The organism is Actinoplanes sp. M2I2, from assembly GCF_023544445.1.
Lineage (GTDB): Bacteria > Actinomycetota > Actinomycetes > Mycobacteriales > Micromonosporaceae > Actinoplanes.
The window spans coordinates 340,576-353,675 of sequence record NZ_JALPVJ010000010.1 but is presented as its reverse complement, the minus strand read 5'-3'; the positions used below and the strand labels follow the sequence as shown (position 1 = coordinate 353,675).

The following is a 13,100-nucleotide window of genomic DNA, read 5'->3' as shown; positions in this document are numbered from 1 at the left end:
GTCGTGAGGACGGGCCCGACCAGAGGCGAGACGGAGGACCAGGGTGAGCCTCACCGACCTGGCCAGCGTCCTGTGGCGTTCACGTGAGCTGCTCGAGATGCTGCTGTTCAAGCTCGAGGAGGAGCAGTTGCTCCTCGCGGCCAACCGCTCCCGCTGGCTCAGCCACGCCACCCGCGAGGTCGAGGTGGTGCTGGAGCAGATCCGGCAGACGGAGGTCATCCGGGCCGCCTACGCGCAGGACGTCGCGGTCGAGCTGGGGCTGGCCCCCGAGGCCTCGCTCGGCGAGTTGGCCGACGCCGCCCCGGCGCCCTGGTCCGACCTCCTGCATCAGCACCGCAAGGCGTTCCTGCTGCTGACCTCCGAGATCAGCGCGCTCGCCGACGTCAACCGAGACCTGCTCACAGCCGGTCAACGCGCAGCCCGGGAAACCATGCTCGCGTTCGCCGAAACTGTGGAAACCTACGGACCGCAGGGCCAGACCGTTTCCGGCGGCATCCGCCGCTCCAGCCTGGTGGATGAGGCGATCTGAAATGGCTAGCAGCTTCAGTGGTATCAACACGGCGCTCACTTCGCTCTACGCGCAGCGCCGCGGCCTGGATGTGACGGGCCAGAACATCGCCAACGCGAACACCGAGGGCTACACCAAGCAGCGGGTCCGGATGGCGTCGCAGACCGGCAGCCTGAACCCGGGTGTCTACGCCACGACCACGCAGGTCGGCAACGGCGTGACTGTCGCCGGCGTCGAGCGCGGCCGCAACGCGTACCTGGAGGAGCGGGGTCGCACCGAGCACGCGAACTCCGCCTACCTGGCCACGCAGAAGGCCACGTACGACCAGATCGAGAGCGTCCTGGCCGAGCCGAGCGACACCGCGTTGCAGGCCCGCCTGCACGACATGTGGGACGGCTGGAACGACGTCGCCAACAACTGGCAGGATCCGTCGACCCGCTCGTCGCTGCTCGAGAAGAGCCGCACGGTCGCGATCACGCTGAACGACACCCGAGCCTCGCTCTCCAGTCAGTTCGGCGCGAACCGGAACGAGATGAGCGCGTACGTCGACCAGGTCAACACGCTGGCCGACAACATTGCGCAGATGAACAACCAGGTCGTGGTGGCCCGGGCCGCCGGCCTGGAGACGAACGAGCTGCAGGACCAGCGGGACGTGGCCGTCATGCGGCTGTCAGAGCTGGTCGGCGCGACCACCGAGGCCAAGACCAACGGCTCGGTCAACGTCTACGTCGGCACGTCGCCGCTCGTCAGCGACTTCTCCACCCGCAAGCTGGAGCTCACCGGCCCGCCCAACCTCGACTCCTGGGACGCGAACACGCAGGTCGCGCTCAAGTGGAAGGGCACCGACACGACCGCCAACGCGGGCGGCACGATGGGCTCGATGCTCGACACGATGAACACCATCATCCCGGGCATCACCCGGCAGCTCGACGACGTGGCCGCGTCGCTCACGACGAGCGTCAACAACCTGGTCACCACCGGGTACGACGTCAACGGCGACCCGGGCACCGAGTTCTTCACGGGCACGACCGCGCGGGACATCAAGGTCGTGATCGAGAACCCCGACAAGGTGGCCTTCTCGGCCGGCAACCCCAAGGCGGTGCTGCCCGACATCGCGGCCATCGACAACGACAAGGCCGACGAGCTAGCCGCGCTGGGCACCTCGCAGAGCGGCCCCGACGCGATCTACCAGCAGGTGATCGGTCAGCTCGGCGTCGCTTCGCAGGCCTCGTCCCGGCGCAGCGAGATCCAGGATGCCGTCCGCGATCAGGTCGACACCTCCCGCGAGGCCGAGTCGGGCGTCAACCTCGATGAGGAGATGACCAACCTGCTGACCTACCAGCGGGGTTACGAGGCCGCCTCCCGGGTGCTGACCACGATCGACTCGATGCTCGATCAGCTGATCAACCGCACCGGCCTCGTCGGCCGATGAGCGCGCGACAGCCGGTCAGGAGACTCGCATGACCATTCCGAGCAGGGTCACCGACAGCAGCATGCGGCACCGCATGCTCGGCGACCTCAACCGCAGCATGGCCCGCGGCCAGAAGTTGCAGGAACAGATCTCCAGCGGCAAGCAGCTGAGCCGGCCGTCGGACTCGCCGACCGGGACGGTCACGTCGCTGCAGCTGCGCGGAGAGCTGCGTTCCACCCAGCAGTTCTCCCGCAACGCCGACGACGGACTGGGCTGGCTCGGCACCATTCAGGACAAGCTCGGCGACGCCTCGGGGCGGATCATCCGCGTACGGGATCTGACCGTCCAGGGCCTCAGCTCGGCCAACAACGCCTCGGCCCGGAACGCGATCGCGGTCGAGATCGACAACATCCGCCAGTCGATGATCGGCGAGGCCAACACCAAGTATCTCGGCCGGCCCGTCTTCGGCGGCACGACACCGGGCGCCGTTGCCTTCGACGACACCGGCAAGTACGTCGGGAACGACGGACAGACCACCCGTACGGTCGGACCGAACGCCAAGGTCCGGATCGACACGGCCGGCGCCGAGGCGTTCGGCGCCGAGGGCAGCGACACTCAGCTCTTCAAGGTCCTGAGTGACATTTCGACGGCGCTTCGCGGCAATGACGACGAAGCGTTGAACACTGCACTGGGCAACCTCGATACGGCCCACGATTTACTAAAGTCCACCCTTTCGGACGTTGGCGCCCGATATAATCGGATTACGCAGATGAAGCAGTCCGCTGATGACCATTTGCTCTCCGTGACGTCGCAGCTGTCCGACATCGAGGATGTGGACCTGCCCAAGGCGATCATGGAATTGCAGATCCAGCAGACGTCTTATCAGGCCGCCCTGGCCGCCTCGGCCAAGGTGATCCAGCCCTCGCTCATCGATTTCCTGAGGTGACCATGACTACTCGCACCGCGTCCCGAACGATTGAGGACACCATGATCGACCCGTCGCTGGGCCTGCCGACCATCACGATGGCGGTGCCCATGCCCGGTTTCCCGGCTCACCGGGAATTCGTCCTGGTGCGGCTCAACGAAGACGGCCTGCTCTACGCGTTCACGTCCACCGAGGACCCCGACCTGCGCTTCCTCGTGGCGCCGCCGGAGCCGTTCTTCCCGGACTACGCGCCCGAGATCGAGGCCGACGTCTTCGCCGCGCTGAACACCAAGGACGCGGACCGGCTTCTGCTGCTGACCGTCATCACGGCCGGCACCAACGAGACCACGGCCAACCTGATGGCTCCGATCGTGGTCGACCGCGACAGCATGCGGGCCATGCAGGTCGTGCTGAGCGGCTCGGGCTTCCCGGTCCGCGCGGTCATGAATCCGGTCTACTGATCTTCAGCGGGCGCGGTCGCAGGCTCGCGGCCGCGCCCGGCTCGCGATGCTGTCCGTCCACGGATGGAGGAGGGCACCGACGATGCTCGTACTGACCCGGCGCTCCGGAGAGAGCGTGATGATCGGCGACGACGTCGTGATCACCGTGCTCGAGGCGCGGGGCGACGTGATCCGGCTGGGCATCCAGGCTCCGCGTGACGTTCAGGTGCATCGCGAGGAGGTGTACCGGGAGCTGCAGGCCTCGAACCGGGAGGCCGCCTCGCCCACACAGGACGAGGTCCGGGCGGTCAGCGAGATGTTGCAGTCGCCGACCACCTCGGACTGAATGCTGTCCCGAATGCCCCGCCGCTGGCCGGCGGGGCATTCGTGTTTCTGGCGAATTTGGGCGAAAGCGCACCCCCGAGGCAGGAAGAACTGAAAGATGTTCATATCCGCTCAGGCGGTCCTGCTCCGGCCTCCAAGGGGGATCGATGTCGCGACTGGCGCACCTCGGTATCGCGAAACGGCTCAGCCTCATCGTGCTGGTAGGTGCCCTCATGCTGGGCGCGCTGGCCGCGATCACGCTGGTGAGCCAAGGTCGGCTGTCCGATCAGGCCGCCCACGTCTCGCGACTACAGGCGGGACTGGCCGCCCTCAATCACCTCGACACCCGGCAGAGCGAGCTGAAGTTCGACGCCGGCCGGGCCGCGCTCGGTGAGGACGTCAGCCAGGACGTGGCCGAGGACGTGCAGTCGGCGACCGAGGCCGCCGACGCCGTGGTCGCGGCCGGACTGCCGGACGACCTGGCCGCGACCTTCGCCGCCAGCCGACCGGACTTCGTGAGCTTCGGTAGTTTCATCGCCGACTTCGTCGCCTCGGCGAACCGCGACCGGGCTGGGACCCGCGCCCGGTTCGACCAGGTCGCCGAACGCAACAATGTCACCGACGACGTTCTCGGCGGCCTGGTCGACGAGGTCAGGGCCGCGGTCGAGACCGAACGCGGCGACATGGCGAGCACGGTCAGCCGTACCCGGACCCTCACGATCGTGGTCGCCCTGGTCGGTCTCGTGCTGTTGATCGGCCTGGCCATCCCGCTGGCCCGCTCGATCCTGGTGCCGGTGCGTCAGCTCGGCGCCGTCATCGACGCGGTGGCCCGGGGCGACCTGACCAGCCGCAGTGGCGTCACCAGCCGCGACGAGCTCGGCCGGATGGCCGCCGGGCTCGACGGCGCCCTGGAGTCGATCCGGGGCTCGCTCACGACGATCGGCCGGGACGCGGATGCGCTGGCCAGCTCGGCCGGCGAGCTGTCGGCGGTGGCGGCCCGGATCGCCGAGGCCTCCCAGCGCACCGACCGGCAGTCGGCGTCGGCCGCGGTGGAGGCCGACGAGATCTCCCGCAACGTGCAGTCGGTGGCGGCCGGCGCCGAGGAGATGGGCCTGGCGATCCGCGAGATCTCCCGCAACACCAGCGAGTCGGCCCAGATCGCCGCGACCGCCGTGACCGAGGCGGCCCGGGCCACCGAGACCGTCCGCCAGCTCGGCGACTCGTCGGCCGAGATCGGCAACGTCATCAAACTCATCACGTCGATCGCCGAGCAGACCAACCTGCTGGCCCTGAACGCCACCATCGAGGCCGCCCGGGCCGGCGAGGCCGGCAAGGGCTTCGCCGTGGTCGCCAGCGAGGTCAAGGACCTGGCCCAGGAGACCGCCCGGGCCACCGAGGACATCGGCACCCGGGTCGCCGCGATCCAGCAGGACACCGGCGGGGCGGTCGAGGTGATCTCGCGGATCAGCGAGGTCATCGCTCAGATCAACGACTTCCAGACCACCATCGCGTCGGCCGTCGAGCAGCAGACCGCGACCACCGGCGAGATGAGCCGCAGCATCGCCGAGGTGGCCAACGGCTCGGCCCGCATCGCCACCAACATCTCCGACGTCTCGAGCGCGAGCGCCGAGGCGGTGCGCGGCGTCGAGCAGACCCGCACGGCCTCGACCGGGGTGGCGCACACCGCCGACGAGCTGCGCAGCCTGGTCAGCGCGTTCCGGCTGTGAGACCGCGCACCCGGACTGCACCACCCCGTCACCGGGGCTGACAACACCGCGCCCGCATTCTCTTGGTCAGACGGGAAGAACCCGTCGAGCATCAGGCCGGGGAGAGACAGTGAGCGCGAATCGGGAATCGGTCATCGGCGTCATGAGCGCCGTCGACGCACTGGACCTGACCACCGATGCCCACGTGCACACCGGTTTCTCGGCCGGGCGCGACGCGATCGGGGTCGTCGTCTCGGCGGCCGACCTGGCCGGGCTCACCGCGATCACGTTCGCCGACCAGGCCGGCCCGGACACCACGTGGCTCTCCACCTACGCCGACTCGGTGCGGCGGGCTCAGCGCCGTACGGAGATCCGCCTACGCGTCGCGGCCGAGATCGAGGTCGTACGACCCGACGGCTGGCTCGCTCTACCGGCCGACCTCAGCCACCTCGAGCTCGTCTCGGTCGCCGTCTCCGGTCTGCCGCTGCACACCGGCGTCGCCGGACCGCGCGAGGTCCGGGCCATGCTGACCGCCGGCGCGCTCACCGCCGACCAGGTCGCCGAGACGCTGGTGACCGCGACGGTGCGCGGCCTCGAGCGGGCCTCCCGCTATGCCCCCACGCAGCTCGCGCGGCCGCTCAGCCTGCTCGCGCGGGTCGGCCTCGACGACGCCGTGCTGAGCCCGGACCTGATGGACGCCCTGGCCGGCGCCTGCCGCGAGACCGGCACGGTGGTCGAGATCAGCGAGGCCTGGCGGTCGCCGTCGGCCCGGATCGTCGCGCAGTTGCGTGCGGCTGAGGTGCCTTTGGTTCCCGCGAGTGACGCCCGGTACGCGACCGAGGTCGGCCAGTGGCAGTACCTCCGCCGGGTCTGACCGAAAACAGAACTCTGCCCGTAATCGCCTACGTACTCTCAGTGATGCCGACAGTCAGCGAAGGCATGGGAGAGATGCGATGAGCATGGTTCAGCAAGCCATCGAGGTCAGTGCACCCCTGCATACGGTGTACGAGCAACTCGCCGCGTTCGAGAACTACCCGCAGTTCATGAGCGGCGTGCGGGAGGTCACCGCGATCGGCGACGACCGCACCCATTGGATCATGGACGTCGAGGGGAAACGCCGCGAGTTCGACGCGCGGATCACCGAGCGTTCGATGGACGAGCGGGTTTCCTGGGCCACCGTGGACGGCCCGCTGCTCGCCGAGACCATCACGCTGCGGCCGATGGGCGAGACGAAGACCCAGGTGGTCGCTCAGCTCGAGGCCGACGTCGCGTTCCTGATGCCGAGCGACCGGCACGGCCAGGTGTCGCTGAACAAGCGGCTGAAGGCCGACCTGACCGCGTTCAAGGGGCTGGTCGAGAGCGGCGCCAGCACGAAGAAGCTGGCCCGGCCGGTGCCGTCGCCGGCCGCGATCGCCGCCCGGGCGCGCAGCCGCTCGCACCCCGGCGCCGGCTGGGGCACCAGCGCCGCCGAGCACAGCAACGCCAGCCGCGTCGACCTGCCCTATCACGGCCGGTCCGCCTCCACGATGGGTACGAGCGTGGACATCACCAGCGCCCCGGGCATCAGCAGCGCGCACGACCTCGACGACGTGCTGGCTCCCGGCCGGCGCATCGGCCGGGCCGGCGCCGTGAGCAGTGACCCGGGCGGCGCCAGCGCCCCGATGGGCGGTCGCACCACCCGCAAGGACGCGTGGGGCGACGGCATGATCAACGAAGAGGGCCGCGGCAGCGCCTACGACATGTGACGTGCTTCTGGGGCCGGTCCGCGGGCGGGCCGGCCCTTCGCATGTCACACCGGGGCGGCTTCCAGGGTCACGACCAGGCGGGCGCCGGTCGGGACGGCGTGCTCGTAACGGACCGTCCCGCCGTTGGCCTCGACCAGGTGCCGGACGATGAACAGGCCCAGCCCGGCGCCTCGCACGAAACGGCCGAACAGCGTCGGCAGCAGCTCCTCGGCGATGCCGGGACCGTTGTCCTGAACGGCCACCTCGATCTGCTCGTCGTGCCGGGCCGCGCTGACGATCACGGGCGTCATCCCGTACGCCAGGGCATTGTCGACCAGGTTCTTGAGCACCACGCGCACGTGGCCGCGATCGGCCAGCACCGACAGGTCGTCGCCGATCTCGATCCGGACATCCTCGGGAGCGCAGGCCACCGCTTCGGCGATCTCCTTCAGCGGCACGGGATTCCGCCGCGCGGTGACCGATCCCGTGTCCAGCCGGAACAGCAGCTGGAGATCGTTCATCATCTTGATCAGGCGCTGCGTGTTCTTGTCGATCTTGGTCGCCAGCTCGAGCCGGAGGTCGTCGGGCAGATCGGCCCAGTCCGCGTGCAGCAGTTCGGCCAGGCTCGCGATCGAACTGATCGGCTGCGCGACGTCGTGGGTCAGCATCGACGTGAGGTCGTTCTTGAACGTCAGGGCCGTCTCGAGCTTGCCGTGCGCCTCTCGCAGCCGGGCCGCCTCCGCGAGTGCAGCGCTGTTCTCCGACCGCAGATGCGCGACCTCGGTCAGCGCGGCGCTGTTCTCCGACCTCAGGTGGGCGGCCTCGGTCAGCGCGGCGCTGTTCTCCGACCTCAGGTGGGCGGCCTCGGCCAGCGCGGCGGAGTTGGCCGACCGTACCTCTGCGGTCTCGGTCAGCGCGTCGGTGTTCGCCGTGCGCAGTGCGGCGGCTTCGGCATGAGCGGCTGCCCGGCCGTCGGCGAGACGCGCGCCGGCCTGGTTGAGGCCGCGGATCGTCCGGGCGAGCAGAACCAGTGCCGCCAACGCGACCAGGGTCACGGCGGAGGCGGCGATCTGGCGGCGGAAGGCCGCGACGCAAACGGCGGCGGCGAGGACGAAGAGCGCTGTGGCGGAGCCGTGCACGACCCGGCCGGCGTTCCGGCCGACCACCGGCAGCGCCCCTAGAGACAGGGCGATTCCGGCCGGGACGAGCGCGGCCGCCGGTACGGCGAAGAAGCCGTCCGGCGGATCGCCTCGGAGTGACATGAGCAGGGCCGCGACGCCGACGAGGGCGACCGCGGCTCCGGCGCTCCCGGCGATCAGCCGGGACGGCCTGCCCAGATCACGCGCCGCATCATGCACGTAATCCCCTCAAGAGCTGAGGAAAAGAGCATAACGCGATGTATGCGGGTCAAGCGGTTACTTTCCGGCCCACTCGAAACCGTCCTCCAGGACGATCCGCTCGGCGACCCGGACGATGTCGTCACTGTGCTGGTTGGCGTGGTGACCGCAGAACGCCAACTCGCCGCCGCTGGTCAGCGTGACCACCAGCTTGGCGGCGGCGCTGCAACGGTCGCAACGCTCGGTCAGCGCGGCAACGGTGGTGATCTCGGGCGACAGCAGGCTGGACATATCGCACTCCTTGCTCAGTGGCGGTGTGTGGCGGTACTCCGTGTTGATCGGCTCCGTGCCACACCGCTTTAGCTGTTCTCTTCGATCTTCCAGGCCCTTCGTGCGGCCCCGAAGGCGTCGCAACCCGGGTGCAACCGGGCCGCTCCACGAATGCCCTAACCACATAGCGCCATGCATATTCCAACGCGTGAAGTAGGCGACAGGCATGGTCTCGGGCACTGATGCGGCAAAGGCCGGACCGTGCAACCTGCTGCCGATAGCGTGGGACCGGCAACCGGTACGGAACGTGACATCCGAACCACAGGAGGATCCATGTCGCAGGCGCCCGCTTCCGAGACGCGACCCACGGTTCTGGTCGTCGACGACGAGGAGGACCTGCGCGAGATCATGCGCCGGATGCTCGAGCGCCGTGGCTTCGACACCCTGATCGCGGGCGACTCGCAGCAGGCCATCACCGCCTGCCGTGAGCACCCCGGTGCCATCGACATCCTGGTCACCGACCTCGGGCTGCCCGGCGTCTCGGGTGGCGAGCTGTCCCGGTCGGCCACCCAGCTGCGACCGGAGATGAGCGTCGTCTACATCTCCGGGCTGCCCAAGGAGATCGCCGTGGCCGACGGGCTGATCGGCGAGGACGCCCTGCTCGTCAAGAAGCCGTTCAGCAGCGAGGTGCTGGTGAAGACGTTGCGCTCCGTGCTCGACGGCTCGTAACCGGCGCAACCTCTCCGCACCGGCTCGTCCACCTCGGCCGCACCTGCCACCCGGGAATCTGGGTGGCAGACGTTACTCACCCCCTGAGGTCGGGCCGGTCCGCTGCGGAGGACCGGCCCGACTTCGTCTTTTCCGGTCAGTCCTCCAGGCGGTCAGTCCTCCAGGCGGTCAGTCCTCCAGGCGATCAGTCTTCCGGGCGGTCAGTCCTCCGGGCGGTCAGGACGGGTACGGCACGGTCAGCTCGCCGAGTCGCCAGCGAGCCGGGCCGTCGATCACCGGCCGGCCCTCCGACCGCAGCCGCCGGCAGGTCGCCAGCCAGCGTTGCCGCGGCCCGAACGGGGTCGCCTCGGCCTCCCAGGCCCGCCCCAGCGCCCGCAGCAGGTCGTGCACCGGCTCACCTGGCACATTGCGGTGGATCAGCGACTTGGGCAGCCGCTCGGCGAACGTCGCCGGATGATCCAGGTCGGCCAGCCGGGCCGAGAAGGTCAGCGTGCCGGGGCCGCCGGCTTCGACGACGACCCAGGTGGCGATGCGGCCCAGCTCGTCGCTGGTGCCCTCGACCAGCACCGCGCCGGTCGCGGTCATCGCCGCCCAGGCCCCGGGCACCTCGTCCTCGGAGTACTGCCGCAGCACGTTGAAGGCTCGGACCACCACCGGTCGCAGCCCGGCCAGCTCGAAGCCGCCGCGCCGGAACTCCAGGTGCGGGGGATCGGCGTACGGCTGAGCGGCCGCGACCCGTACGGGATCGATCTCGAGACCGACCACGGTCACATCCGGCCGGACCGCCGCCGCCAGGCGGGCCCGCAACTCCACGGCCGTGACCGGGGTGGCGCCGTAGCCCAGGTCGATCACCAGCGGGTCGGTCGCGTCGCGCAGGGGATCACCGCACCGGTACGCCACGTAGTTGTCCACGCGGCGCAGCCGGTTGGGGTTGGTCGTCCCCCGGGTGATCGCGCCGACCGGGCGCCGCGTCGGCCGCGACATGCCCTGCCCTATGCCTCGGCCCCGGTGCGGCCGGTCACGGCGCCTTCTCGCGGTGGACCTTGTGCTGGGCCGCCTGTGCGATCGGGCGCACCACGATGCGGTCGAGGTTGACGTGATGCGGGCGGGTCGCGGCGAAGGCGATGATGTCGGCGATGTCGTCGGCCACGAGCGGTTCCCGGACACCGTCGTAGATCGCGTCGGCCCGGGCCTGGTCACCGCCGAAACGCTTGAGCGAGAACTCGTCGGTGCGCACCATGCCCGGGTCGATCTCGACGACCCGCACCGGCTTGCCCGACAGTTCGAGCCGCAGGGTGCCGACCAGGGCGGTCTGGGCGTGCTTGGCCGCCGTGTAACCGCCGCCGCCCTCATAGACCGTGAACGCCGCGGTCGAGCCGACCGTCACGATCGTCCCGTTGCCGCTCGCCTCCAGGGCCGGCAGCAGCGCCTGGGTGACCCGCAGCGTGCCGAGCACGTTGACGTCGTACATCGATTGCCAGTCGCCGGCCGAGCCGGACGCGACCGGGTCCAGGCCGAACGCCCCGCCCGCGTTGTTGACCAGCAGCGTCACCGGCCCGCCGAGCGCCTCGACGGCCGCGGCCAGCGACGCGACGGCCTCGGCCGACGTGACGTCGCACTCGACCGCGGTCGCCGCCGGACCGATCTCGTCGACCAGGGCTTTCAGCCGGTCGGCCCGCCGCGCCGCCGCGACGACGTGGAATCCCTCGGTGGCGAGCCGGCGGGCGGTGGCCGCCCCGATGCCGCTCGACGCACCCGTGATCACAGCGATGTTCTGCATGCCCCCATCCTTCCCGATGAGATGAGTCACCCCCGGGCGGCGGGATTGTGGTTCGGCGCACCACGGCGGGGAAGATTAACGACGGCGCAACAATCCCCGTGTCACCCGCCCAGGAGGAACAACCGTGGCAGAATGGCCGACCCCCCGGCGCATCGCCACCCTCTCGGTTCACACGTCCCCGCTCGAGCAGCCGGGCACCGGCGACGCCGGCGGCATGAACGTGTACATCGTCGAGGTCAGCAAGCGGCTCGCCCGCCTCGGCGTCGAAGTCGAGATCTTCACCCGCGCCACCCGCGGCGACCTGCCCCCGATCGTCGAGATGGCCCCGGGGGTCACCGTCCGGCACGTGACCTCCGGGCCGTTCGAGGGACTCTCCAAGGAAGAGCTGCCGGCGCAGCTGTGCGCCTTCACGCACGGCGTGCTGCGGGCCGAGGCGGCGCACCCGCCGGGCCACTACGACCTGATCCACTCGCACTACTGGCTGTCCGGTCAGGTCGGCTGGCTGGCCCGGGAACGCTGGGGCGTGCCGCACGTGCACACCGCGCACACCCTGGCCAAGGTGAAGAACAGGCTGATCGCGGCCGGTGACCGGCCCGAGCCGAAAGCCCGCGTGATCGGCGAGGAGCAGGTGGTCGCCGAGTCCGACCACCTGGTCGCCAACACCCGCTTCGAGGCGCAGGATCTGGTCGCCTACTACGACGCCGACCCGGCTCGCCTCGCCGTCGTGCAGCCGGGCGTCGACCTCGACCGGTTCCGTCCCGGGCCGGCCGACCGGGCGCGGTTCGGGCTGCCCGACCGGGGCAAGGTGATCGCCTTCGTCGGCCGCATCCAACCGCTCAAGGCGCCCGACGTGCTGATCTCGGCGCTGGCCGAGATGCGAGCGCCGGACACCACGCTGGTCATCTGTGGCGGGCCGAGCGGCACCGGGCTCGACCGGCCGACCGCGCTCATCGAGCTCGCCGACTCGCTGGGCGTCCGCGACTCGGTCGTCTTCCTCCCGCCCCAGGACAGCGCCGGGCTGGCTGCCCTCTACCGCAGCGCCGACCTGGTCGCCGTGCCCTCCTACAACGAGTCGTTCGGGCTGGTCGCCCTCGAGGCCCAGGCCTGCGGCACGCCGGTGGTCGCCGCCGCGGTCGGTGGGCTGGTCACCGCCGTACGGGACGGGTTGAGCGGGGTTCTGGTCGACGGGCACCATCCGGGCGACTGGGCGCGGGTGCTCGACGGTCTGCTCGCCGAGCCGCGACGGTTGCGGCGGCTGTCGGCCGGGGCGGTCGCGCACGCGTCCGACTTCTCCTGGGACCGGACGGCCGAGGGGCTGGTGCGGGTCTACCGTGAGGCCGTGACCGAGCACCGCGCCCTGATCGCGAAGCGCCTGGAGGCGTACGCATGGTGACCGACCTGATCGAGCGGACGCTGACCGCCCGGGAACTCGAGTGGGAGTCCACCGGCGAGGGCTCGTACGTCGTGACGCTGCCCGGCACGCACAAGCTCAAGACGGCGTGCAATCTGATCGTCGGCGAGCACGCGCTGCGCGTCGAGGCGTTCGTGATGCGGCGTCCCGACGAGCACCACGAGCAGCTCTGGGCCTGGCTGCTGCGGCGCAACGCCCGCATGTACGGGGTGTCGTTCTCGATCGACGCGGCGGGCGACGTCTATCTGACCGGGCGGGTGTCGCTCGGCGGCCTCGACGAGGACGAGCTCGACCGGTTGCTGGGGGCCGTCCTGACGTACGCCGACGAGTCGTTCGACACCATGCTCGAGATCGGGTTCGGTTCGTCGATCCGGCGCGAGTGGGAGTGGCGGGTCAAGCGCGGCGAGTCGGTGGCCAATCTGCAGGCGTTCAAACACCTCGCTCCGTCGGACGAATCCTGACCGTCCATTTCGGTGGATGACCCGGAAAGGCGTAAACGGGTGTCGGCCCGGCGCGACCGGGTAATTGAGGGGTG

15 protein-coding genes are annotated in these 13,100 nt (G+C 70.1%); 11 read left to right on the top strand and 4 right to left on the bottom strand.

Going from position 1 to position 13,100, the window contains the following annotated elements:
• Window positions 1-43 precede the first annotated feature (43 nt).
• The 8 genes from HJC40_RS22830 to HJC40_RS22795 all read left to right on the top strand — a co-directional run bounded on the left by HJC40_RS22830 (window position 44) and on the right by HJC40_RS22795 (window position 7,059).
• Window positions 44-529 carry a flagellar protein FlgN gene (locus tag HJC40_RS22830; protein ID WP_250003385.1) on the top strand — a complete coding sequence of 162 codons (486 nt, stop codon included), beginning with the start codon at window positions 44-46 and terminating at the stop codon, window positions 527-529.
• A 1-nt stretch (window position 530) separates the two neighbouring features.
• Complete coding sequence (gene flgK / locus HJC40_RS22825; protein ID WP_250003384.1) at window positions 531-1,940, top strand: flagellar hook-associated protein FlgK; 1,410 nt, start codon at window positions 531-533, stop codon at window positions 1,938-1,940.
• A gap of 28 nt (window positions 1,941-1,968) precedes the next feature.
• Window positions 1,969-2,865: a flagellar hook-associated protein FlgL gene (gene flgL, locus HJC40_RS22820; protein WP_284043544.1), complete on the top strand. Its 897-nt coding sequence runs from the start codon at window positions 1,969-1,971 to the stop codon at window positions 2,863-2,865.
• A gap of 2 nt (window positions 2,866-2,867) precedes the next feature.
• Window positions 2,868-3,305: a flagellar assembly protein FliW gene (gene fliW / locus HJC40_RS22815; RefSeq protein WP_221378486.1), complete on the top strand. Its 438-nt coding sequence runs from the start codon at window positions 2,868-2,870 to the stop codon at window positions 3,303-3,305.
• A gap of 82 nt (window positions 3,306-3,387) precedes the next feature.
• On the top strand, window positions 3,388-3,630 hold the full coding sequence (gene csrA / locus HJC40_RS22810; RefSeq protein WP_284043543.1) for a carbon storage regulator CsrA: 243 nt from the start codon (window positions 3,388-3,390) through the stop codon (window positions 3,628-3,630).
• 145 nt (window positions 3,631-3,775) lie between these two features.
• Window positions 3,776-5,335, top strand: coding sequence for a methyl-accepting chemotaxis protein (locus HJC40_RS22805; protein ID WP_250003380.1), 1,560 nt, complete (start codon window positions 3,776-3,778; stop codon window positions 5,333-5,335).
• A 109-nt stretch (window positions 5,336-5,444) separates the two neighbouring features.
• Window positions 5,445-6,188, top strand: a complete 744-nt coding sequence (locus tag HJC40_RS22800; RefSeq protein ID WP_250003378.1) for a hydrolase — start codon at window positions 5,445-5,447, stop codon at window positions 6,186-6,188.
• 79 nt (window positions 6,189-6,267) lie between these two features.
• The gene (locus HJC40_RS22795; protein ID WP_250003377.1) at window positions 6,268-7,059 is read left to right on the top strand and encodes an SRPBCC family protein; all 792 of its coding nucleotides are present in this window, start codon (window positions 6,268-6,270) and stop codon (window positions 7,057-7,059) included.
• A 44-nt stretch (window positions 7,060-7,103) separates the two neighbouring features.
• Here HJC40_RS22795 and HJC40_RS22790 read toward each other — a convergent pair whose 3' ends face one another.
• Window positions 7,104-8,396: a HAMP domain-containing sensor histidine kinase gene (locus tag HJC40_RS22790; RefSeq protein ID WP_250003376.1), complete on the bottom strand. Its 1,293-nt coding sequence runs from the start codon at window positions 8,394-8,396 to the stop codon at window positions 7,104-7,106.
• Window positions 8,397-8,453: 57 nt separating this feature from the next.
• Window positions 8,454-8,666, bottom strand: coding sequence for a hypothetical protein (locus HJC40_RS22785; RefSeq protein WP_250003375.1), 213 nt, complete (start codon window positions 8,664-8,666; stop codon window positions 8,454-8,456).
• Window positions 8,667-8,978: 312 nt separating this feature from the next.
• Here HJC40_RS22785 and HJC40_RS22780 point away from each other — a divergent pair, with 312 nt between their 5' ends.
• Complete coding sequence (locus HJC40_RS22780) at window positions 8,979-9,374, top strand: response regulator (protein WP_250003374.1); 396 nt, start codon at window positions 8,979-8,981, stop codon at window positions 9,372-9,374.
• Window positions 9,375-9,590: 216 nt separating this feature from the next.
• Here the strand turns inward: HJC40_RS22780 and HJC40_RS22775 are convergent, their stop codons facing one another.
• A complete protein-coding gene (locus HJC40_RS22775; RefSeq protein ID WP_250003373.1) occupies window positions 9,591-10,358 on the bottom strand; it encodes a class I SAM-dependent methyltransferase in 768 nt (255 codons plus the stop codon).
• 34 nt (window positions 10,359-10,392) lie between these two features.
• Complete coding sequence (locus tag HJC40_RS22770) at window positions 10,393-11,154, bottom strand: SDR family oxidoreductase (RefSeq protein ID WP_250003372.1); 762 nt, start codon at window positions 11,152-11,154, stop codon at window positions 10,393-10,395.
• 124 nt (window positions 11,155-11,278) lie between these two features.
• On the opposite strand from HJC40_RS22770, the gene mshA reads away from it, so the two are divergent.
• Both mshA and HJC40_RS22760 read left to right on the top strand, forming a co-directional pair.
• Window positions 11,279-12,547 carry a D-inositol-3-phosphate glycosyltransferase gene (mshA, locus tag HJC40_RS22765; protein WP_250003371.1) on the top strand — a complete coding sequence of 423 codons (1,269 nt, stop codon included), beginning with the start codon at window positions 11,279-11,281 and terminating at the stop codon, window positions 12,545-12,547.
• Complete coding sequence (locus HJC40_RS22760) at window positions 12,541-13,026, top strand: YbjN domain-containing protein (protein WP_250003370.1); 486 nt, start codon at window positions 12,541-12,543, stop codon at window positions 13,024-13,026. The genes mshA and HJC40_RS22760 overlap by 7 nt, the downstream gene beginning before the upstream one ends.
• Window positions 13,027-13,100: the final 74 nt, after the last annotated feature.